Genomic DNA, 21,297 nt, shown 5'->3' with positions numbered 1-21,297 from the left:
ATCGGTGTCCGGGTGAGGATCGTCCGAATTCGGGTGCTGGGAATGCTCTGAACCCATGCCAGGCGTGCCTTCCCCGCCTCAGACGCCCCGCCTTGGCAGCCGCCCTTTCCTGCCGCTAGAATCCGGCTCATGGGGCGGTAGCTCAGCTGGGAGAGCGTCGCGTTCGCAATGCGAAGGTCGGGAGTTCGATCCTCCTCCGCTCCACCATTTCACCGTCCAGTACGGTGCGACGAAGGCCGGTAAGCCACGCAGATGCAAGGCTTCCGGCCTTTTTTGTGCCCAATGGCGCAGTCTGTGACCCGCGCGTGCCCCGTCGGTGCCTCCTTCACCATGGTGCAATGGACACCCCCTTATGCTCGCGCCGGGTCTCATCGGAGACCGCGCTCGAACCCACGCTCTTGGCGTCGAGGCCAACGGGCGATCCGGGCTCGATCAGTCCTTTCCCGGGAAGCAGCAGAGGGCTCACGTCATGCCCACCACTCACCCCGCGGCGATCCTGCCGCTCAAAGTCGTCGTGGTCCATGGCGAGGAGATTGTCGCTGGCACCGCGGTGGCGCGGGCCGGCCGCGCGCTGGGTGACGAGCTGCGCTCGCGCAATTTCGAGGTCATAGTCGCCCACTCGGCCTCCGACGGGATGTCGGTCGTGGCCGCCGATCCGCTGATCGGCTGCCTGATGGTCGACGTCGATCTGGACCAGGAGGATGGCGCGGCGCGTGTGCTGCGCGCGTTTCGGGGGCGCAACGCCAAGGCGCCGGTGTTCCTGTTCGCCCAGCGCAGTGGGATCCCGGCAGTGCCCCTCAGCACGCTGAAGATGGCCGACGAGTTCATCTGGCTGATCGAGGACTCCACCAGGCTGATGTCCGGACGGGTCGAAGCGGCGATCAGGCGCTACCGCGAGCAACTGTTGCCGCCGATGTTCGCCGCCATGCTCAAGCACGCCGACGTCCACGAGTACGCGTTCGGCACGCCGGGCCACCTCGGAGGAACGGCCTTTCTGAAGACCCCGGTGTCGAAGGCGTTCTTCGACTACTTCGGCGAGAACCTGCTGCGCTCGGACCTGTCGATCGGCATGGCCCCCGTCGGCTCGCTCCTCAACCACACCGGTCCGATCGGAGAGAGCGAGAAGTACGCCGCGCGCGTCTTCGGCGCCGACCGCTCGTACACGGTGACCAACGGCACTTCGACCTCCAACCGCATCCTGTTCATGGCGTGCCTGACCGAGAACGACATTGCCCTGTGCGACCGCAACTGCCACAAGTCCATCGAGCACGGCCTGACGATGACCGGAGCGGTCCCCGTCTTCCTCGTGCCGCACCGCAACCGTTACGGCATCATCGGCCCGATCTACTCCGAGGACCTGCGGCCCGAGACGATCAGGGCGCGAATCGACGCCCATCCGCTGATCGGCGAGCAAAAGGGCCAGAAGCCGCGCTACGCCGTCATCACCAACTCGACGTACGACGGGCTGACCTACAACGTGACGCGCGTCATCGAGATTGCCGGCCATGCCATCGACCGGCTCCATTTCGATGAAGCCTGGTACGCCTATGCGCGCTTCAACCCGCTGTATCGCAACCGTCACGCCATGTTCGGCGATCCGGCGGACTACAAGGACGGCCCGACGCTGTTTGCGACGCACTCGACACACAAGCTGCTCGCTGCGCTCTCCCAGGCCTCGTTCATTCACATGCGGGACGGGCGCGAGCCACTCGATCACGGGCGGTTCAACGAGTCGTTCATGATGCACGCGTCGACTTCGCCCTTTTATCCGATCATCGTCTCGAATGAGATATCCGCGGCCATGATGGATGGGCCGAGCGGAGCGGCGTTGACCACCGAGTCGATTCGGGAGGCTGTGGTGTTCCGCCAGACGATCGGGCGGATCAGGCGGCAATATGCGGAGGCCGGCGACTGGTTCTTCGGTACATGGAACGCGGAAGAAGTGACCGACGCGGCGACGGGTCGGCGAGTCGCGTTCGAGGACGCGCCCGAGGAACTGCTCGTCACCGAACCGGACTGCTGGGTGTTGCACCCGGGCGAAAGCTGGCACGGCTTCGAGGGTATCGAGGACGGCTACTGCATGCTCGACCCGATCAAGGTCACGATTGTCGCGCCGGGCATCGAAACCGACGGATCATTTTCGCAGCGCGGCATTCCGGCGTCGATCATCGCCGCCTATCTCTCGCGCTACGGGTTCGAGTACGAGAAGACGCAGGATTTCACCGTGCTGTTCCTCTTCTCGATCGGCATGACCAAGGGCAAGTGGGGAACGCTCCTGACGACGCTGATCAACTTCAAGGAAGACTACGACGACAACCGGCCGCTCGCTCTGGTCCTGCCGCAGGTCGCCGCCGATTACCCCGAGCGCTATCGCGGGAAGGGTCTGCGAGACGTGGCCGACGAGATGTTCGACCACTACCTACGCTCGGGACAGATGCGTGACATGCAGGCGGCCTTCTCCAGCCTCCCGACTGTGCAGATGACGCCCGCCCTCGCTTACCGGCGCCTGGTGCGAAACGAGGTGGAACGAGTGGCGCTGGACCAGTTTGCGCACCGTGTCGCAGCCACGGGGATCGTGCCCTATCCGCCGGGCATCCCCATGCTGATGCCCGGCGAGAGCGCTGGCCCTGCCGACGGGCCTTTCGTCGGCTACCTGCGTGCGCTGCGCGACTGGGACCGGCGCTTCCCCGGCTTCGGCCACGAGACACACGGCGTCGAAGTGGAGGATGGCGAGTACTACGCGTACTTCCTCAGAGGCTCTGGCTAACGAACTGGAAGCCTGCATGGCGACGTTGCCGAGCGTCAACGTTGCGGAATGATCCTCGAGCCGCACGCATACGATTGCATCGCCTCGCGCTGATCACGCCCCCTGCGCCATCGCGACCTCCCCCGCCACTTCACTGATCAGCGCCCGCAGCCACTGGTGCGCCGGGTCGTGGCGGTACCGCACATGCCAGGCCATCTCCGTCGGGAACGTGCCCAGGTCGACAGGTGCCGGTAGCACTTTCAGGCGTGCGTCGCCGGCAAGGTGGCGGCAGATCTGGTTCGGCAGAGTCGTGCAGTAGTCGGTCACCACGAGCATCTCCGGGATCGCCAGGAAGTGCGTCACCGAGACGGCCACGTCGCGCCGCAGTCCCTGGCGCTCCAGCGCCTGGAACAGTCCGGCGCGCAGTCGGCCGGCCGGCAGTACGTTGACGTGCTTGAGCTGTTCGTACTGCTTCCTCGACAGGCGCTTGTTGACCTGCGGGTGGTCGGCGCGCACGACGCAGGCCAGGCCGTCGTCCATCAGGTGTTGCACGACCAGGTTGTCCGGTGGGTCGACGATGCGGCCCAGCACCATGGCCGTTGCACCTGAGATCACGCCGGTTTCCGCAAGGTCGGTGCCATAGGGCGTCAGGCGCAGCCGTATGCCCGGTGCGCGCTCGCGCAGTCGCGCAACGATCGCCGGCACCAGCACGAATTCGACATAGCTGTTCGGCGCGATGGTGAACAGTCGCTCGGCCTTTGCCGGATCGAACCCCTGCTGGCCCAGGATCAGTTCGTCGAGGCTGGCCACTGCCGCGGCGATGCCCGGCGCCAGTGACTCGGCCTTCTGCGTCGGCTGCATGCCGTAGCGCTCGCGGATGAAGAGCGGGTCCTGCAGCATGTCGCGCAGGCGGACCAGTGCGTTGGAGAGCGCCGGCTGGGTGATGCCCAGCCTCGCGGCGGCGCGCGTGACGTTGCGTTCCTCCATCAGGGCCAGGAAGACCGGCAGCAGGTTCAGGTCGTATCGCACCCAGACATGATGCTCCTGAATATCTTAAATTCAACAAATAAATTGGATGAATTAGTCGGCAGATCGCATTGTGCTTCCAACGCACCGCGGTGCATCCACTGGAACAACGCCATGTCTTCCGACCCCCTCTTCTCCCCCACCCGCATTGGATCCATTGACGTCGCCAACCGGATCGCCATGGCGCCGCTCACCCGCTCGCGCGCCGACATGGATGGGGTACAGACGCCACTGGCGATCGAGTACTACCGCCAGCGCGCGTCGGCGGGCCTGATCATCACCGAGGCCACCAACATTTCACGGCAGGGTCGCGGTTACGCCTACACGCCGGGCATCTACACCGATGCGCACGTCGCTGCCTGGGCGCCCGTGACCAGGGCGGTCCACGATGCGGGCGGCAAGATCGTCGTGCAGTTGTGGCACGTCGGTCGCATGTCGCACGTCAGCATGCAGGCCGACGGCGCGGTGCCGGTGGCGCCTTCGGCGCTCCAGGCCGGCGGCAACGTGTTCACCGAAGCGGGCTTCGAAGCGCCCTCCATGCCGCGTGCACTGGAGACCGACGAGATCGCCGGCATCATCGATGACTACCGCAATGCCGCGCGCCGGGCGAAGGATGCGGGCTTCGACGGCGTCGAAGTGCATGCAGCCAATGGTTACCTGCTGGAGCAGTTCCTGCGCGACAGCACCAACCTCCGCCAGGACCGCTACGGCGGCTCCATCGAGAACCGCGCACGGCTTACGCTGGAAGTCGTCGAGGCCGTTGCCGAGGTGTGGGGTGCCGATCGCGTCGGCCTGCGGCTGTCACCGCTTTCCACGGCGATCGGCGACACCGCGCTCGACAGCACGCCGATGGAAACCCACGAGCACCTGATCCGACGCCTCGGTGAAATGGGCCTGGCCTATCTGCACGTGGTCGAAGGGCAGTTGCACGGTGACAACGGTGCCTTCGACATCAAGGCGTTGCGCGCGGCATTCAATGGCATGTACATCGCGAACAATGGCTACGACAGGCAGCGCGCCATCGAGGCGACGGCATCGGGTCATGCCGACATGGTTGCGTTCGGCAAGCCCTTCATCGGAAATCCGGACCTGGTGGAGCGGCTGCGCGGGGATGTGCCTTTGATGGAGGCGCCTGCTGCTTCCTACTTCGGCGGCGGGGCTGTCGGGTATACCGAGCTTGCTCTCGTCTAGGGCGCCCCTACCTCGTCCTCGACGCAAGAAGAAGTAGACAGAGTGACAGTCCGGTTTGCCCTCACCCCAACCCCTCTCCCGCACGCGGGAGAGGGGCTCTGAGCGGCGGCGGGAGGAGAACCTTTTCTTGATCCGGCGGGTGGTGGCCTATCGGCCACTCAGCAGCAACGCTGCCTCCAGCAGCGGTTTCGCCCATTCCGGCGTGCGCTCCAGCGACTCCAGATCATCCGGCCAGACCAGCTTGCCCGCCTCCATCTCGGCGACCAGCACCGGATCCGGAATCGCCTTGCCGCGCGCGACTTCCACGCTGTTGTCGTACACCTGCAGATGCGCCAGGTCCGGCATCAGCGCGATCAGGTTTTCCAGCGCGGCCGGGTAACGCTCACGGATTTTCGCTTCGGGGATGTCGTGCCCGCCCATCGCCACGCGGGCTTTGACGCGGGCGATGTGCTGCTCGGGCGACGACAAACCGCAGAACCACATCAACACGTCATGCGTGCGCGCGGCCGCCTTGATCCTGGCCGGCACGGTGCGGCCGCCGAGCGTGGTTTCGAATGCGTAGTTGCTGCGGTGTTCGAGCGCTTCGTCCAGGCGTCGCATGCCTTCCTGCCACGCGGCTGCGTTGGCTTGCGTCTGCTCGCAGCCGCTTTGCGCGATCAGTTCGCGCGCGAAGGTGTCGGGGTTGAACCAGCTCAGTCCGGCGCGTTCGAGCAGGTGGCCGCCGACCGAACTCTTGCCCGCGCCGTTGACCCCGGCGAGGACATAGAGCACGGGGCGCGACTTCAATGACTCGCCCCGGCCTTCACCTTGCCGCGCAGCTTGGCCGGTCCGTGCATCAGTGCACGCAGGCGGTCGCCGGCGTCGGCGGCCTGGAGCGAGGCCAGGCGCTCATCGAAGCGGTGGCGCAGGTCGTCGAGGGCGGAGTCGTTCTTGGCTTCGGCCTCGTGCAGGGCACGGATCATCGCGTCGTACTCCTCGGCCGGGATGATCACCGCCTCGGGTTCGTTGTGGTTGGTCACCACGACCTTGCCCGTGCGGCCGATCGCCTTCATCACGCCGCGCCAGCCTAGCTTCTTGACGTCCGAGGCAGGCGTCCTGGGCAGGTCTTCGATTGCATCGAGCTTGAGAGGCTGGGCCATGGCGGCAGTCCACGAGCGGGGCTTGGGGCAAATATACCCTTTTTACCCTTTTTGGCCAGTGCCCCTGGGCCTGCCGGACACGCGAAAGCGCCACGGCGATGCCGCGGCGCCTCATGGAGTCAGGAAGGTGTGCGCGTCACCAGGCATCGCCCGGCGACGGCAGCCGACTCACTTGTGCTTCGCACTCTCGGCGCGGTCGACCGCACCGTCGGAGTTGGCGTCCATCACCGCGAAATCGTTGTCGGTGAAGACATCGATCTCTTCGATGGTCAGGAAGCCATCCTTGTTGCTGTCGATCTTGTCGAACTTGCTCGGGTCCGGTGCGGACGCAAGTTCGGCGCGGGACAGCTTGCCGTCGCCATCGCCGTTGCCGTCGTAGAGCAGCACCAGCTCCTGCACGAAGCCGCCGTATTCGTTGCGATCGACGTTGCCGTCATGGTTCGCGTCGGCGGCATCGAAGCGCGCGGGCGCGGCATCGGCCTTGACCTGCGCGAACGCCGGCGAGGCTGCCGCGACGAGAAGGAGGAGGATCAGCTTGGTCATCATGATGGTGCCGTCCTGTTTGTAAGCCCGAGTGGAGTCAGCCCACATCCCACTGTCCATTGGATTTCTTGCAGGCGGTGCCGGTCGTCTCGTCGACCGATTCGCCACCCACGCTCAGGCCACGGCGGAAGTCGCGGCAAACGCGTCCGTCTGACATCCGTTTGGTATTGAGGGCGACGAAGTAGCCGGCCTCGTTGGTGCGCGGGTCGGCCCAGGTGATCTTCTGGCCCGAGGCACCCTGGTTGAGTGCGCGCTGCGCGGCGTCCTTCTCGTACTCGGACTTGGCGTGCTTCTTGTAGATATGGTCGCCAAGGAAGCCACCGGCCACTGCACCGGCCGCGGTCATCAGCGCCCTGCCCGTGCCGCCACCAAACATGTTGCCGACCAGGCCGCCCACGACCGCGCCGGCGACAACCGAGCCGGACTGCTTCTGGGTTTCGCGCGTGCCCGGATCCGTCGCGCAGGCCGCTAGCGTAAGCGTGACTGTCAATACGAAGACATGCTTCACGAAGACATGTTTCATCGCCGTCCTTCTCCCTTAGCCACGCAGCCACCACGGCGCTGTGCTGGGGCAATCATCCTCGGCGCCCGTGAACCGGTTGTGATCGCCATCACGTGCCTGAGTGGGCTGCAGGCGCTCGTGAGCGGCCCCAGGTCGTCACAAGACCATTGCATGGACTCTGCTGGTATCGCCGCAGGCGCACGGGTGACCCGTCCGGATGGTCCGGGCGGGAGCGGATCGCGGCTGCGGGAAAACGGGGCCCATTTTCACCAAGCTTCGCCAAGTCGACTTCAGGGTGGAAATCATGACTATCGCCGCTGCGGACGTACCCTTGCACGTATCCGCCGTCGATGGCCCGGTGATCCGACCGGCCGGTGTCGCGCTTGCCTTCGCGATGGCAGGCCCCTTGGCACTGGCAGGCATGCTTGTGCTGACAGGTTGCGGAAAGGACGAGCCACCGCCGCCGCCGGCGGTGCCGGTCAAGGTGATGACCGTGCTGCAGCAGGACACGCCGCTCTATGAGGAATTCGTCGGCGAGGTCAGCGGTTCGCGCGAGGTGTCGCTGCGCGCGCAGATCACCGGGGTGCTGATGGGCAAGCACTTCGCCGACGGCGCGCTCGTCACCGAAGGCCAGAAGCTCTTCAGCATCGATCCGCGCGCACCGTTGGCCGAGCAGGCCAACGCCCGCGCCGGCCTGGCCGCCGCACGCGCCGACCTGGCCCGCGCCCGCCAGGACGTCGACCGCTACGGTCCGCTGGTCAAAGAGAACGCGATTTCCAGGCAGATCTACGACAACGCCGTCGCCGCGATGCAGGCCGCGCAGGCGCAGGTGTCGGCCAACCAGGCGGTGGTCGACCAGGCCTCGCTCGGCGTCGAATACGCCACGGTGACCGCACCGCTGACCGGCCGCATCGGCGCCGCCCAGGTGTTTCCCGGCGACCTGATCACGGCCGGCACCACCGTCCTGGCCGACCTGTCGGAAGACGATCCGGTGTGGGTGTACTTCAGCATCAGCGAAGCCAAGCTGCTCGACTACGAACGTCGCTACCGCGGCGGCACGCCGAAAGTCGACGATCCGATCCGGCAGGTCAGGATGACCCTCAGCGACGGCACGCAGTACAAGACGCCCGGCGTGATCATCTTCGCCGACCGCGCGCTGGACACGCGCACGGGCACGTACCGGTTGCGCGCCGAGTTCCCCAATCCCCAGCACCAGCTGTACCCGGGTCTGTTCGCACGCATCCAGGTGCGCGCAGACCAGCGCAAGGGCGCGCTGCTGGTGCCCGATCGCGCGGTGGTGCAGACGCTGGGCAAGTATTTCGTCACCACGGTCGGTGCCGACAGCAAGGCGCAGCAGGTGCCGGTGACGCCGGGCCCGCGTTACGGCGGCTTGTGGGTCATCGACAAGGGCCTCAAGCCGGGCGACACGGTGGTGGTGGAAGGCGTGCAGAAGGCGCGCCAGGGCGTGCCGCTGAAGGTGACGAAGGTGACATACGAGCAACTCCAGGCGCCTGCGCCTGTGGCGCAGCCGCCCGCCGGCGCGACCAAAGGCTGAGGGGCGCACACCATGGCGCGCTTCTTCATCGACCGCCCGGTATTTGCGATCGTCATATCGTTGTTCCTGGTGCTGGCCGGAACGCTGGTGATGATCGGCCTGCCGATCTCGCAGTTCCCCGACATCGCCCTGCCCAACGTCAAGGTCACCACGCTCTATCCGGGCGCGAGCGCGGACGTGGTCGAGGACGCGGTCACCGCGCCGCTCGATACCCAGATCAATGGCGTCACCGACATGAAGTACATCAAGTCGGTGTCCGGCGATGACGGCTCAACCTCCATATCGGTCACCTTCGACCTGGAACGCGATGTCGACATCGCCTCGGTCGAGACCCAGAACCGCGTCGCCCAGGTGCAACCGCGCCTGCCCAGCGAGGTCAACGACATCGGCGTGACGGTGGCCAAGAGCTCGCCCGACATCCTGATGTTCATCTCGTTCTATTCGCCCAAGGGCAGTTACGACCAGCTGTTCCTCAACAACTACCTCTACAACTACATCCTCGACACGCTCAAGCGCGTCAGGGGCGTGGGCGAGGCCAAGGTTTACGGCTCCGAGTTCGGCATGCGCCTGTGGCTGCGGCCGGACAAGATGGCCAGCCTCGGGCTGACCACCACCGACGTGGTCAACGCGATCCAGGAGCAGAACAAGCAGGCCGCGGCCGGCCAGGTCGGCCAGCCGCCGGCCGATTCGCCCAGCGGTTTCCAGTATTCGCTGCGCCTGCAGGGGCGCCTGGTCGAGCAGTCCGAGTTCGAGGACATCATCCTGCGCTCGCTGCCGGACGGCTCCTACATCCGCGTGCGCGACATCGCCCGGGTCGAGTTGGGCGCCAAGGACTACAGCACGGTTGCCAAGTTCAACGGTCAACCGGCTGCGGCGATGAGCATCGCCCTGGCGCCGGGCGCGAACGCGCTGGAGACGGCCGAGCTGATCAATGCCGAAGTCAAACGGCTGGCGGAGAGCTTCCCCCAGGACCTGGCCTACGACATCACCTACGACACCTCGTTGTTCGTGGTGGCCTCGATCGAGGAAGTCCTGCACACCTTCGTCGAGGCGCTGATCCTGGTGCTGATCGTGGTGTTCCTGTTCCTGCAGAGCTGGCGGGCCACGCTCATCCCGATGCTGGCGGTGCCGGTGTCGCTGATCGCCACTTTCATCGCCTACCAGTTCCTCGGCTTCTCGATCAACACGCTGTCGCTGTTCGGCATGGTGCTGGCGATCGGGATAGTCGTCGATGACGCGATCGTGGTGGTCGAGGCGGTCGAGCACATCATGGAGCACGACAAGCTCTCGCCGAAGGAAGCCACGCGCAAGGCGATGGACGAAGTCTCCGGACCGGTGGTGGCGATTGCCCTGGTGCTGTCGGCGGTGTTCATTCCGATGGCGTTCGTCCCCGGTGTGACCGGGCAGCTGTACAAGCAGTTCGCCCTGACCGTGGCCGTGTCGACGCTGTTCTCGGCTCTGGTCGCCCTGACGCTGACGCCGGCGCTGTGCACGCTGTTGCTCAAGCCCAAGCAGCCCGGGCCGCCAAAGGGACTGATGGGGCGGTTCTTCGCCCGCTTCAACCACTACTTCGACCGGCTCACCTTCCACTACACCGGCGTGGCCAAGCGCGGTACCGGGGCCCTGAAGCACATCGTGGTGATGATGCTGGTGCTGCTGGTGGCCTTGTTCCTGCTGTTCCGCATCACCCCGACCGGCTTCGTCCCGGACGAGGACGTGGGGGCGTTCTTCATGCAGGCGATCCTGCCCGATGCGTCATCGACCAAGCGCACCGACAACGTGGTCAACGAGATCGGCGCGAAGCTGCGGGGACTCGACGGCGTCGATGCGGTGCTCGGCATCACCGGCTACGACATCATTTCCGGCACCGCCGCGCCCAACGCCGCGATGATGGTGATCAAGCTCAAGCCCTGGGAAGACCGCAAGGAGAAGGAACAGCAGGTCAATGCGCTGATCCAGAAGGCCATGGGCATCGGCGCGCAGACGCCCGAGTCGGTGGCGATCGCGTTCAACCCGCCTGCCCTGCCCGGCTTCGGCACGGTGTCGGGTTTCTCGATGATGTTGCAGGCGCGCGATGGCCAGAGCGCGGAGGAGCTGGCCGAGATGGCGGCGCAGTTCGTCCAGGCCGCGCAGAAGCGGCCGGAGATCGGCCGCATCACGACCACGTATTCGGCATCGACACCGAACTACCGCATCACCGTCGACCGCGAGAAGGTCAAGAAGCTCGGCATACCGATCTCGGATGTCTTCGGGACGTTGCAGGTCTTCCTTGGCAGCCTGCAGGTGAACGACTTCACCCGCTTCGGAAAGAACTACCGCGTGTCGGTGCAGGCGGATTCCGAATTCCGCCGCGACATCTCGACCCTGTCCACGCTGTTCGTGCGCAACGGCAATGGCGAGATGGTGCCGCTGGACACGGTGGTCACGGCGACACCCGGCATCGGCCCGCGCTTCACCATGCGCTACAACCTGTACCGCAGCGCCGAGATGACCGGTTCGCAGGCGCCGGGCTACAGCTCCGGCGATGCGCTGCAGGCACTGCGCGAGGTCGCCGCCGAAGTGCTGCCGGCCGGCTACGGCTACGAGTGGTCGGGGCAGACCGCGGAGGAAGTGGAGGCCGGCAATGCAGCCGCCATGGTGATGGCGCTATCGGTTGTGGTGGTCTTCCTGTTCCTGGCGGCGCTGTACGAAAGCTGGGCAGTGCCGTTTGCGGTGCTGCTTGCCACGCCATTCGGCGTACTTGGCGCGCTGATCGCCATCCTGCTGGCGAACCTCGACTTCAACGTGTACGGGCAGATTGGCCTGGTGACACTGATCGGCCTGGCGGCGAAGAACGCGATCCTGATCGTGGAGTTCGCCAAGCTCTACCGCGAGGGCGGCATGTCGATCCACGATGCGGCGATGGAGGCGGCCAAGCTGCGCCTGCGGCCGATCCTGATGACCTCCTTCGCCTTCATCCTCGGCGTGGTGCCGCTGGTGCTCGCTTCCGGCGCCGGCGCCGCGTCGAAGTTCTCGGTCGGTACCGTGGTGTTCGGCGGCATGCTGACGGCGACGCTGCTGGCGGTGCTGGTGGTGCCCGCGCTCTATGTGCTCATCCAGAGCCTGGCCGAGCGCTTTGGCGGACCGCCGAAGTTCAAGGAAGGCGCGGCGACGCCACACCCGCCGCAGGCGCCGTCGGAGGGAGGAGCGCACTGATGCGTGCTGCCGCCCTGCTCATCGGCGTGACCATCGCGCTCACCGGCTGCATGCTCGGCCCGAACTACTCGCGGCCCGACCTGGCGTTGCCGGTGCAGTACCGCGCGCCGTTGACCCAGGCCGAAGCGCAATCGATCGCCGATGTCGCCTGGTTCGACCTGTTCCGCGATCCGCAGCTGTCGGCGCTGATCCGCGAGGCGATCGACAACAACCTCGACCTGCGCCAAGCCTTGACGCGAGTGGAACAGGCGCGCGCCAACGCCAAGTTCGCGCGCGGGTCGCTGGGCCCCGACATCCGCGGCACGCTGAGCTCGACCCCATCGGCCGGCAGCGGCGACGATGACACGGTCTATTCGGCCGGACTGTCGCTGGTCTGGGAGATCGATCTGTTCGGCAAGCTGCGACGCGGCAGCGAAGCCTCGCGCGCCAACCTGCTGGCGACCGAGGACGCCGCGCGCGGCGTGATGGCCACGCTGGTGACACAGGTCGCGGCGACCTGGCTGTCGCTGCGCGAGCTGGACGAGGAGCGCGCGATCATCGAGCGCACCATCAGCAGCCAGGAAGAGTCGCTGCGCCTGATACGCGCGCAACTGCGCAGCGGCGTGGCCTCCGGCGCCGAGGAGCAGCAGGCGATCGCGCAGCTGGCGACCACGCGTGCGCAGATGCCGTTCACCGAACAGCAGATACTCGCCACCGAGAACCTGCTGGCGCAGCTGCTCGGCCGCTACCCGCAACCCATCGACCGCGGCAGCCCGATGGCCAATGGCGGCATGCCCGATTCGCCCGACATCCCCACCGGCCTGCCTACCGAACTGCTCGAGCGCCGCCCCGACGTGCGCCTGGCCGAGAACCAGCTGCACGCGGCGACCGCCCGCGTCGGCGTCGCCGTCGCCAACCGCTTCCCGTTTCCCACCATCGGCCTGAGCGCGCTGTTCGGCCGCACCGCCGTCGACCTCAGCGACCTGGGGTCGAGCAACCGCTCGCTGAGCGTCAACTCCTGGGGCCCGTACGTCGACCTGCCGATCATCGACTTCGGTCGCGCCGGCGCCAATGTCGACCTCGCCCGCGCGCAGACCGACGAGGCGACGCACCTGTATCGGCAGACCGTGCTGCAGGCGCTGGTCGAGGTGTCCAGCAACGTCAGCGCGTACGAGAAGTCGGCGAGCATCATCATCGCCAACGAGGAAAGCACCACCGCCAACCGCGAGAACCTGCGCCTGCAGCGGCTGCGCTACAAGGCCGGCGTCAGCAGTTACCTGGAAGTGCTCGATGCCGAGCGGCAACTGCTGAGTTCCGAACTCAACCTTGCCCGCGCCCGGCTGTCGCGCCTGACCTCCTACATCGACGTCTACCGCGCCCTCGGCGGTGGCTGGTCGGACCAGGAACTGCTCCGCGTCGCGCAGTGACCGCGGCAATGGCGGGCCGTCGCACCGGCAACGGTTGCCTCAACCCTTGCGGCGCCGCTGCCTGGTCTTGGCCGCGTCTGTCAGATAGCGGTTGTGGCGCTCCAGCAGCAGGCGTCCCGGCCCGCTTGCATCGCCCATGGCCGCGGCGACCCGCGGCCAGATCCCCGCACCTGCCCAGCGCAGGAAGCGGACATAGACGCTGCGCCAGGAGCCACGACCCGGTGGCAGGTCGCTCCAGACGCAGTCGACGCACACCACCCACAGCACCGACTCGATGAAGCGACGCACGCCCTGCGGCCGGTACTTGCGGCGGCCGTCGCGTGGCGGGAAAACCGCCTGCAGCACGACCGCCCACTGCGCCTCGGTCAGGAACGGCTGTTCTGCCGAGCGGCTGGAGCCGACATCGCCCCAGACCGAATCGGAGTGAACCACGATCCGGGTCGCGCCGCGCTCGGTCTGCTCGTGGATGCGATCGGCGAAGGTGTCGACACGCGATGCCGCCTGCGCCAGCAACGCCTGCACGACGGCGGTGGCGATGCCGGGCGCAACGTCCAGCGCGACCTCGACCCGACAGTTCCCGGCAACGCGATCGTCGCGGTTGATGCGCAGCACGACTTCCTGCAGCGACGGGCTGTCGGTGTCCGCCTGCGACTCGCACGGCGGCGCTGGATCCGGGTGCGGCCCTCCTTTGCCCGGCGCCGTTCCCATCGACTTCCGCGCCGGTCGCACCCGTTTCTTGACGGTGCCCAATTCGACGGCCCCCGATCCGACGGTGCCCAAAATGCATTGCAGTGCTGCTTCCATGGCCGCCTCGTTTGTCCCGGACCGCGTGCGCGATCGAGGCGCCGGAATGGCGCCCCATCGATGAATCGCGAATCCCGTGACAAACACGACATCAGGTGCGACTCAACGGCCTCATCGATCCGGAGGCCTCGCTGCGCGCCGCGCGTAAGCATGGGCAAGCCGGAAGTTGCCGGCCCGGCGCTCGACGCCCGCCAGCGCGACGTACGCATCGGACAAACCCCTGCGGTGGGCGTCATTCGCAGGCCTGCGCAACCGCGCCACGATGGCCAGCAACGTCGTGCGCGCCGCGCCGAGGTCGCCCTGAGCGAGCAACGCGCGCCCCAGGTGCACGTCCGTAGCCACGGTCCGGGGATGGAGTGGGCCGTGTTCTCCGATCAGCTCTTCGCGAGCCGTGCGCAGCGTCGCGATGCCGTCACCGACGCGTCCTGACCGGTACTGCGCCACACCGAGGATCTGGCGAGGATGGCCTGCCGGGCGATGGGCCCCGGCCAGTGCCGCGATGGCCTTGCGCGCGAACTCGGCCGCTTCGAAATGGCGCCCCAGGCCCTCTTCCGCCTCCGCGATCAGCGCATCCATCGCCGGTACGGCGAAGCCGCGCTCGCCCATGATCGCCACCACCGCCAGACGGGCACGCACCGCGTCGTCCAGGCATTGCTGATGGCGCCCTTCGGCGCACCGTGACCGGCTCAGGCCGACGAGTGCGGTCACCGCCAGGTTGCTGCCGGACTGGCCGAACATATCCACGATCCGGATCACCTCCAGGAAATCCTGCTCGGCGCCGGCGTGCTGCCCGAGCTCCAGCTTCAACAGCCCACGGTGGATCAACGGCTGCGCCATGCCCATGCTGTGCTCGCCATAAACACCCGTGCGGAACGCCAGTGCGCCATCGATGAGATGGCCGGCCAGCGCCAGCTCCCCGGTCTCGATCAGGAACTCGATCCGGAACCGGCGGCGCAGATCGGCTTCGCGCGGATCGACGCGCGCGGCAACCGCTTCGCTGCGACGGAATGTCGCCCGCGCCCGATCCGGCAGGTTGAGGATCTTCCACTGCACGTAGGCCTGGCGGACCAGGACGTCGAGCAACGGCAGCGGGTTGCTGGTGGCGATGGGTTCGGCCAGCCGTCTGGCCGCCTCGTGATCGTGCATGCCCTGCTGGTAGCGGCCGGTAATGATCTGGATGTCACCACGCAACCGCAGCAGACTCGAACGCAGCGCCAGGGCGCGAGGGCGCCCATCGTTGCCCACCCACGCCAAGGCCTGCGCGACCACGGCCTCGTCCATCCTGCCCAGCAGGAAGGACGATGTCGCCAGCTGGTAGGCGGTCATCGCCCGCGTCGCCGGGCCGATCTCGGCAGGCCCGATCGCCAGCGCCTCGCGGAACAGCTCCACCGAGGTGCTGTCCTCGCCCATCGTGGCGTAGTTCTGGCCGATGGTGGTCAACAGGCGGAAGCGCAGTTCCGGGTCGTTGTCGAACTCGATGCGGGCGCGTTTCGCACCCAGTTCCAGCAGCTCCCGCGCGGTCATTCCGGTGTCGCCGCCATCCAGCGGCAGCGCCGATGAGAACAGGCGCTCGAGGAACCGCGTGGCCGCTTCCGCCGTGACCGCCTCGCGGCGTGCGCGCTCGGCTTCGATGGCGGCGTGCCGGGCATGCCAGAGCGTTGATCCGGCGCCCGCCAGCATCGCCACGAACAGGGCCGACAGCGCAAACACGCCAAAGCAATGGCGCGAGACGAACTTGCCGAGCCGGTAGCAGGGCGTGGCGGGTTGGACGCTCACCGGGCGGCCACCCAACCAGTTGCGCAGATCCTCGGCGAGCGCCGCGGCGGAACCATAGCGCCGTTCGGGCTCGTACCGGAGGCAGGAGGCGACGATCGCGCCCAGGTCGCCGGACAACGCCTGTGCCAGCGAGCGCGGATCGTGACCGCGACGCTCCGCGATCTGCGGCGAAGCCTTTGCCCCCGCCTGCGCCAGCGTCGGCATCGCATCGAGCCGCTGGCGTATCGACGCGACTGACGCCTCCGCAGCCGTCAGCCGATACGGCAATAAGCCGCACAGCAGCTGGTACAGCAGCAGACCGAGCTGGTAGATGTCGGTTGCGGCAGTGGCCGCATGGCCATCGAGCTGCTCCGGCGCTGCGAACTGCGGCGTCATCACCCGCGATTCCGGTGGCTGCGCGCTGGCGTTGCCGTCGACCAGCCACTCGGCGATGCCGAAATCGAGCAGCTTGACGCGGCCTTCGTCCGTCACCATCAGGTTCGACGGTTTGAGGTCGCGGTGCACGACGCGCTGTCCATGCGCATGGCTTACGGCATCGACCGCCTGGCAGAACAGTTCCACGCGTTGACGCAGCCCCAGGCGGTTCGCGTCGCACCAGGCGTTCATCGGCTGCCCGTTGACCAGTTCCATCACGTAGTACGGCGCACCGCACCCGCTCATTCCGCCATCGAGAACCACCGCAATACCCGAATGGCGCAACTGCGCCAGGATCTGGCGTTCGCGGCGGAAGCGCTCGCGCGTGGCGGGTGTGTCCAGGCCGAAGCGGATCAGCTTCAGCGCGGCATCCTGTTCGAACGCGCCGTCGGCGCGGGTGGCGTGGTAGACCACGCCCATGCCACCGCGCCCGATCACCGATCGAACCCGCCAGGCGCCGATGCGCTGGCCGATCAGATCGGCGTTGCGGTCTTCCTGCCCGTCAACCTGCCCCAGCACCGCCAGCAGCGAGTCCGCGTTGCGATCGAGTATGCCGCTGCCAACGGCATGGTCGCCGTCGAGCAGTTCCTCCACCCGTGCGCGCAGGCGACCATCGCCCGCGCACTCGTGGTCGAGGCAAGCGGCGCGCGCGAAAGGCGGAAGATCCAGGGCCGCGTCGAGAATGGCGAGCGCACGTCGCTGCAGTTCCACCTGGGCGCTCATGACGGCGTGGTCACGCTACCGGCGAGCGCCGCCCCCAGGAAGGCACGTGCCTTCCTCCAGTCGCGCTGCACGGTACGGACCGTGACGCCGAGGCTGTCGGCGATCTGCGCCTCGCTGTAGCCGCCGAAGTAGCGCCACTCCACCACCTGTGCCAGGCGCGAATCGACGTCCGCCAGCAGTCGCAGCGCGTTGTCCAGCTCGAGCACGCTGGCCGCTTCCTGCCTGGGATCGGGGAGGTCCCCGGTGAGGGTGACATGGACCTGTCGGGCACCGCGCTTGCCGGCTCCGGCACGGCGGGCGTGATCGATGACGATGTGCCGCATCGCCCTGGCCGACAGCGCGAACAGGTGATTGCGGTCGCGCGGGTCGATGCTGGCGCTGCTGAGCTTGAGGTAGGCCTCGTTGACCAGGGCCGTCGGCGTCAGCGTGCTGTTGCGGCTGGACAGCTGGCGACGGGCGTGTCGTCGCAACTCCTCGTAGATCGCGGCGTAGACACGATCCAGGGCGTCCGTGTCGCCGTTGCGGGCAGTCCGCAACAAGTTCTCGAGTGACTGTCCCTGCAACGGACACATCGGCCCATCTTCGCCGCCCACTGCGGCCCCATCCTTGCGCTCATCCATGAGCATTGCCTCGAATCCGGACCAGACGATTGTGGTCGCGGGGCAGCGGCGCTGCAAGCAGACCTGGCGCTGCCATCCTGCGACGGGCACGAACGCCCATTCGCCTCGCCGGACCGCTACCATCTGCCGATGCGCATACCTGCCTGGTTACTCGGTTCCGTCCTCCTTCTCGCAGGCTGCGCGGCCGGGGACCACAGCATGAAGCAGCAGCCGACACTCCAGGAAGGGATCGATGCGTTGATGCGCGACTACGACGGGCAGGTGCCCGGAGCGTCCGTACTGGTGTTGCGCGATGGCCATGCCCTGGTGCAGCGCGGTTACGGACTGGCCGACCTCGAGTCCGACACCGCGGCAACTCCAGAGACCAACTACCGCCTGGCATCGGTAAGCAAGCAGTTCACCGCGACGGCGATCCTGCTGCTCGCGCAGGACGGCCGCCTGCGCCTGGACGATCCCGCACGGCGCTGGCTGCCGACCCTGCCGGCCGCCGCCGATGCGGTGACGATCCGCCATCTGCTCACGCATACCTCCGGGCTGATCGATTACGAGGACGTGATGGACCCGGCCAGCGAGGTGCAGGTGCACGACGCCGATGTCCTGCGCCTGCTGGCGTCGCAGGAGCGCACGTATTTCGCACCGGGCAGCGACTACCGCTACAGCAACAGCGGCTATGCGCTGCTGGCGCTGATCGTCGAGCGCGCATCGGGCCAGCGTTATGCGACCTTCCTGCACGAGCGCATCTTCGCGCCGCTGGGCATGGCGGGCACCGTCGCCTTTGAAGCCGGCATTTCCGAGGTCGCCCGGCGCGCCTACGGCTACAGTTTCGAACAGGGGCGCTGGCGGCGGACCGATCAGAGCAGCACCAGTGCCGTGCTCGGCGATGGCGGCGTCTATTCCTCGATCGCGGATCTGGCCAGGTGGGACGCTGCGCTCTATGACCAGCGCCTGCTGCGCAGCGAGTGGCTGGCCGAGGCGTTCACACCGGCCACGGCGACGGATGACCCCGACGTGCGGTACGGCTACGGCTGGCGCATCAGCGGCGAGACGCTATGGCATTCGGGCGAGACGATCGGCTTTCGCAACGTGATCGTGCGGTATCCGCAGCGTCACCTGACCGTGGTCGTGCTGACCAACCGCGACGACCCGGAGCCTTATGGCCTGGCCAAGCGGATCGCCGGATTGGCGATGGCGCCCTGAGGCGCCAAGCCCCCTTTCAGGCGAAGCTGATCCAGTCTTGCTCTGTCATCCCGAGCGCAGCGAGGGATCTGTTTTCCGCGGCCGCACAACAGGTCCCTCGCTGCGCTCGGGACGACATTCGACTTGTTCAGGGCTGCATCACTTGATCGGAACGTCGTAGAAAACCTTCGGCGCCGGCTCAGGGTTGAGGGTGAAGTGCCACCACTCCATCGGATAGTTGCGGAACCCGGCACGCTCCATCGCCGACCGCAGGCGCAGGCGGTTCTCGCGCTGGCGGGCATCGACCTGCGTCGATTCGGTGTTGGCGCGCGTATCGAAGAAGTCGAACGGCGTGCCCATGTCCAGCGGCACGCATGGCGTGTCATCTGCCCGGCACTGCATCAGCGTCAGGTCCACGGTCGCACCGCGACTGTGACCGGAAGTCGCCGAGATGTAGTCGCCCAGCAGCTGGCGCTTGTCCAGACGGGGGTAGTACTGCGGTTTGGTGCGCTGGTCGCCCAGGTCTCCGGCCCAGGCAACGAAGTGCCGCACCGCGCGCGCCGGGCGATAGCAGTCGTAGAGGCGCAGGCGCATGCCCTCGCGACGCAGATCGAGCTCTGCCTGCTGCAGGGCCTTGGCTGCATCGGCCAGCAGATAGCATCGGGCCGCGCCGTAGCCATCGACCCTTGTTCCGACGAAGTTGTCGTTGCCGGCGTAGCGGATGTCCAGGTCGATGTCCGGCACCAGCGTGCGGATGTCGACCAGGCCGGCGGCCTCGGGCGTCGCCGGTGGCGTCGAGGCGCAGGCGGTAACGGCGAGCGCAATCACCAGCAGCATCGTCGTAGGAGCGAGCTTGCTCGCGATCTGGCGTCCGCGTGTCGGAAGCGTTTGTTCGCGAGCAAGCTCGCTCCTACGCACCTGGCGCTTCATTCGCACCCGCGCTCCCACGTCAACGCCAGATCTTCGTAGTCATAGCTGAAGTCCGCCTGCGGGTCGACCTTGGCCATCCGCATCTGCCTGGCCTCCGGGAAATCCAGCCATGCTTCCGCGTCGACGCTGTCGTCGTCCCAGTTGACCAGCCAGCGCTTGCCTGCGCGCTGCACGATGCCGGTCAGCAGCGGCGACTTGCTGGCGCGCAGGCGCACCGAGTCGCCATCGCGGCACAGCCAGACCTCGCCGAACCAGGGATCGCGATAGACGCCAAGTCGCGACGCCAGCTCGTTCGCCGTGACCTTGTGCCGCTTCGACGTGTCGGGTGCCTTTTCGGTGGCCGGGCGCTTGGCGTCTTCCTGCTCCAGCAGACCGGCGTAATGGGCGACCGTCAGGCCCGGGTCGGGACGCGTGTAGCGCTTGACCAGCACCTGCCCCAGCACCGTGCGCGCCTGCTCGCCTTCGCCGTTGATCAGGATGACGAAGCCCACGCCCTTGTCGGGCAGCAGCGTCACCATCGAGTACATCCCCATCAGCGTGCCGGTGTGCGAGACCTTGAACGTGCCGTCGACATCGGCCAGGCGCCAGCCGTAGCCGTAGGCGGAGAAATGACTGTTGTCCCACTCGCGCATGCGCCGCGACAACGGCATCGGCATCTGCGGCGCCCACAGCGCATCCCGCTGCCCGCGCGACAACCAGTTCGCGGTCGTGCCGGTCGGCTTCAGCCACGCGCCGATCCAGGCCAGCATGTCGTCGAGGCTGCAGCGCACACCGCCGGCCGGGTCCATCGTCGTGGCGGCGATCACGTCGCCATCGCTGCGCACTGGAATGTTGCGCTCGCCCTGGCGCATGTGCGGCTGGGCGACGTTACCGACGAGGTCGCGACGCCACTGGCCCACCTGGCAGCGCTGCATGCCCAGCGGTTCGAACACTTCGCGCCGGACCAGCTCCTCGTACGGTGCGCCACCGGCCGCGGCCGCGACTTCACCTGCGACGATGTAGAGCAGGTTGTCGTAGTCGTAGCCGGCGCGGAAGCTGCGCTGCGGTTTCAGATAGGCCAGGCCGTGGATGATGTCGGCGCGGGTGAAGGTGTTGGGCTCCGGCCACAGCATCAGATCGCCGGCACCGGCGCGCAGGCCGCTGTTGTGGATCAACAGGTCGCGCACCTGCATCTCGCGCCCGACCCAGGGATCGTACATGCGGAAATCCGGCAGCCAGCGCACCACCGGGTCGTCCCAGCGCAGCTTGCCGGCATCGACCAGCCGCGCCAGCGTGGCGGTGGTCATCGACTTGGTGTTGGAGGCGACCTTGAACAGGGTTGCCGCGTCGATCTTGCGACCTTCGCCTTCGACCAGCTCGCCTTCCGTGCGCGCATAGACGACCTTGCCGTCCTCGACGATGCCCAGCGCGAGACCGGGCAACCTGTAGCGGGCGACGACCTGGTCGAATACCGCGTCGACATCAGCCTTGTCGGCGCGTCCCTGGTCCGCCTGCACGCCCGCGGTCGCAGCCAGAAGCAGTGCGACCAACCCGCAGCGCAGCGCCGTCATG

15 protein-coding genes, 1 tRNA gene and 2 pseudogenes are annotated in these 21,297 nt (G+C 67.1%); 7 read left to right on the top strand and 11 right to left on the bottom strand.

Annotated features, from left to right (window positions below):
* Positions 1–131 precede the first annotated feature (131 nt).
* Positions 132–207 (top strand) — tRNA-Ala (locus tag AC3A3X_RS09730).
* Positions 208–469: 262 nt separating this feature from the next.
* Positions 470–2,767 carry an Orn/Lys/Arg family decarboxylase gene (locus tag AC3A3X_RS09725; protein ID WP_487582819.1) on the top strand — a complete coding sequence of 766 codons (2,298 nt, stop codon included), beginning with the start codon at positions 470–472 and terminating at the stop codon, positions 2,765–2,767.
* Between the two features lie 93 nt (positions 2,768–2,860).
* Here the strand turns inward: AC3A3X_RS09725 and AC3A3X_RS09720 are convergent, their stop codons facing one another.
* The gene (locus tag AC3A3X_RS09720) at positions 2,861–3,775 is read right to left on the bottom strand and encodes a LysR family transcriptional regulator (protein ID WP_487582818.1); all 915 of its coding nucleotides are present in this window, start codon (positions 3,773–3,775) and stop codon (positions 2,861–2,863) included.
* Positions 3,776–3,886: 111 nt separating this feature from the next.
* On the opposite strand from AC3A3X_RS09720, the gene AC3A3X_RS09715 reads away from it, so the two are divergent.
* Positions 3,887–4,963: an alkene reductase gene (locus AC3A3X_RS09715; RefSeq protein ID WP_487582817.1), complete on the top strand. Its 1,077-nt coding sequence runs from the start codon at positions 3,887–3,889 to the stop codon at positions 4,961–4,963.
* 147 nt (positions 4,964–5,110) lie between these two features.
* Here AC3A3X_RS09715 and AC3A3X_RS09710 read toward each other — a convergent pair whose 3' ends face one another.
* From AC3A3X_RS09710 to AC3A3X_RS09690, 5 genes and pseudogenes are all read right to left on the bottom strand, one after another.
* Positions 5,111–5,749 carry an ATPase gene (locus AC3A3X_RS09710; RefSeq protein ID WP_487582816.1) on the bottom strand — a complete coding sequence of 213 codons (639 nt, stop codon included), beginning with the start codon at positions 5,747–5,749 and terminating at the stop codon, positions 5,111–5,113.
* Positions 5,746–6,102: a type II toxin-antitoxin system prevent-host-death family antitoxin gene (locus tag AC3A3X_RS09705; protein WP_487582815.1), complete on the bottom strand. Its 357-nt coding sequence runs from the start codon at positions 6,100–6,102 to the stop codon at positions 5,746–5,748. Before AC3A3X_RS09705 ends, AC3A3X_RS09710 begins: the two co-directional genes overlap by 4 nt.
* Positions 6,103–6,270: 168 nt before the next feature.
* Positions 6,271–6,645, bottom strand: coding sequence for an EF-hand domain-containing protein (locus tag AC3A3X_RS09700; RefSeq protein ID WP_487582814.1), 375 nt, complete (start codon positions 6,643–6,645; stop codon positions 6,271–6,273).
* Between the two features lie 37 nt (positions 6,646–6,682).
* A pseudogene (locus AC3A3X_RS09695) lies at positions 6,683–6,883 on the bottom strand (RT0821/Lpp0805 family surface protein); the annotation flags it as partial.
* A 48-nt stretch (positions 6,884–6,931) separates the two neighbouring features.
* Positions 6,932–7,168 (bottom strand): annotated as a pseudogene (locus AC3A3X_RS09690) (YMGG-like glycine zipper-containing protein); the annotation flags it as partial.
* A gap of 283 nt (positions 7,169–7,451) precedes the next feature.
* Here AC3A3X_RS09690 and AC3A3X_RS09685 point away from each other — a divergent pair.
* From AC3A3X_RS09685 to AC3A3X_RS09675, 3 genes are read left to right on the top strand one after another with little or no spacing between them, the layout of a single operon-like run.
* Positions 7,452–8,702: an efflux RND transporter periplasmic adaptor subunit gene (locus tag AC3A3X_RS09685; RefSeq protein ID WP_487582813.1), complete on the top strand. Its 1,251-nt coding sequence runs from the start codon at positions 7,452–7,454 to the stop codon at positions 8,700–8,702.
* 12 nt (positions 8,703–8,714) lie between these two features.
* Positions 8,715–11,897 carry an efflux RND transporter permease subunit gene (locus tag AC3A3X_RS09680; protein WP_487582812.1) on the top strand — a complete coding sequence of 1,061 codons (3,183 nt, stop codon included), beginning with the start codon at positions 8,715–8,717 and terminating at the stop codon, positions 11,895–11,897.
* Complete coding sequence (locus tag AC3A3X_RS09675; RefSeq protein WP_487582811.1) at positions 11,897–13,303, top strand: efflux transporter outer membrane subunit; 1,407 nt, start codon at positions 11,897–11,899, stop codon at positions 13,301–13,303. The genes AC3A3X_RS09680 and AC3A3X_RS09675 overlap by 1 nt, the downstream gene beginning before the upstream one ends.
* Positions 13,304–13,342: 39 nt before the next feature.
* On the opposite strand, the gene AC3A3X_RS09670 is transcribed toward AC3A3X_RS09675, so the two are convergent.
* From AC3A3X_RS09670 to AC3A3X_RS09660, 3 genes are all read right to left on the bottom strand, one after another.
* Positions 13,343–14,011, bottom strand: coding sequence for a transposase (locus AC3A3X_RS09670; protein WP_487582810.1), 669 nt, complete (start codon positions 14,009–14,011; stop codon positions 13,343–13,345).
* Positions 14,012–14,218: 207 nt separating this feature from the next.
* Positions 14,219–17,020, bottom strand: a complete 2,802-nt coding sequence (locus tag AC3A3X_RS09665) for a serine/threonine-protein kinase (RefSeq protein WP_487582809.1) — start codon at positions 17,018–17,020, stop codon at positions 14,219–14,221.
* Positions 17,017–17,640, bottom strand: a complete 624-nt coding sequence (locus AC3A3X_RS09660; protein ID WP_487582808.1) for an ECF-type sigma factor — start codon at positions 17,638–17,640, stop codon at positions 17,017–17,019. Before AC3A3X_RS09660 ends, AC3A3X_RS09665 begins: the two co-directional genes overlap by 4 nt.
* Positions 17,641–17,769: 129 nt before the next feature.
* Here AC3A3X_RS09660 and AC3A3X_RS09655 point away from each other — a divergent pair, with 129 nt between their 5' ends.
* A complete protein-coding gene (locus AC3A3X_RS09655) occupies positions 17,770–18,837 on the top strand; it encodes a serine hydrolase domain-containing protein (RefSeq protein WP_487582807.1) in 1,068 nt (355 codons plus the stop codon).
* Positions 18,838–18,975: 138 nt separating this feature from the next.
* On the opposite strand, the gene AC3A3X_RS09650 is transcribed toward AC3A3X_RS09655, so the two are convergent.
* The gene (locus AC3A3X_RS09650; RefSeq protein WP_487582806.1) at positions 18,976–19,746 is read right to left on the bottom strand and encodes a M15 family metallopeptidase; all 771 of its coding nucleotides are present in this window, start codon (positions 19,744–19,746) and stop codon (positions 18,976–18,978) included.
* Positions 19,743–21,296, bottom strand: a complete 1,554-nt coding sequence (locus AC3A3X_RS09645; RefSeq protein ID WP_487582805.1) for a serine hydrolase — start codon at positions 21,294–21,296, stop codon at positions 19,743–19,745. The genes AC3A3X_RS09650 and AC3A3X_RS09645 overlap by 4 nt, the downstream gene beginning before the upstream one ends.
* Position 21,297 lies beyond the last annotated feature (1 nt).

This window comes from Lysobacter sp. Soil_N_23 (genome assembly GCF_057656135.1).
Note: the sequence above shows the minus strand (reverse complement) of the source record. Positions and strands in the feature narration are given on the sequence as shown.

Coding starts and splice junctions, on each gene's coding strand:
- AC3A3X_RS09725 (WP_487582819.1), top strand. CDS start 470: ATGCCCACCACTCACCCCGCGGCGATCCTGCCGCTCAAAGTCGTCGTG.
- AC3A3X_RS09715 (WP_487582817.1), top strand. CDS start 3,887: ATGTCTTCCGACCCCCTCTTCTCCCCCACCCGCATTGGATCCATTGAC.
- AC3A3X_RS09705 (WP_487582815.1), bottom strand. CDS start 6,102: ATGGCCCAGCCTCTCAAGCTCGATGCAATCGAAGACCTGCCCAGGACG.
- AC3A3X_RS09700 (WP_487582814.1), bottom strand. CDS start 6,645: ATGACCAAGCTGATCCTCCTCCTTCTCGTCGCGGCAGCCTCGCCGGCG.
- AC3A3X_RS09685 (WP_487582813.1), top strand. CDS start 7,452: ATGACTATCGCCGCTGCGGACGTACCCTTGCACGTATCCGCCGTCGAT.
- AC3A3X_RS09680 (WP_487582812.1), top strand. CDS start 8,715: ATGGCGCGCTTCTTCATCGACCGCCCGGTATTTGCGATCGTCATATCG.
- AC3A3X_RS09675 (WP_487582811.1), top strand. CDS start 11,897: ATGCGTGCTGCCGCCCTGCTCATCGGCGTGACCATCGCGCTCACCGGC.
- AC3A3X_RS09670 (WP_487582810.1), bottom strand. CDS start 14,011: ATGGGAACGGCGCCGGGCAAAGGAGGGCCGCACCCGGATCCAGCGCCG.
- AC3A3X_RS09665 (WP_487582809.1), bottom strand. CDS start 17,020: ATGAGCGCCCAGGTGGAACTGCAGCGACGTGCGCTCGCCATTCTCGAC.
- AC3A3X_RS09660 (WP_487582808.1), bottom strand. CDS start 17,640: ATGGATGAGCGCAAGGATGGGGCCGCAGTGGGCGGCGAAGATGGGCCG.
- AC3A3X_RS09655 (WP_487582807.1), top strand. CDS start 17,770: ATGCGCATACCTGCCTGGTTACTCGGTTCCGTCCTCCTTCTCGCAGGC.
- AC3A3X_RS09650 (WP_487582806.1), bottom strand. CDS start 19,746: ATGAAGCGCCAGGTGCGTAGGAGCGAGCTTGCTCGCGAACAAACGCTT.
- AC3A3X_RS09645 (WP_487582805.1), bottom strand. CDS start 21,296: ATGACGGCGCTGCGCTGCGGGTTGGTCGCACTGCTTCTGGCTGCGACC.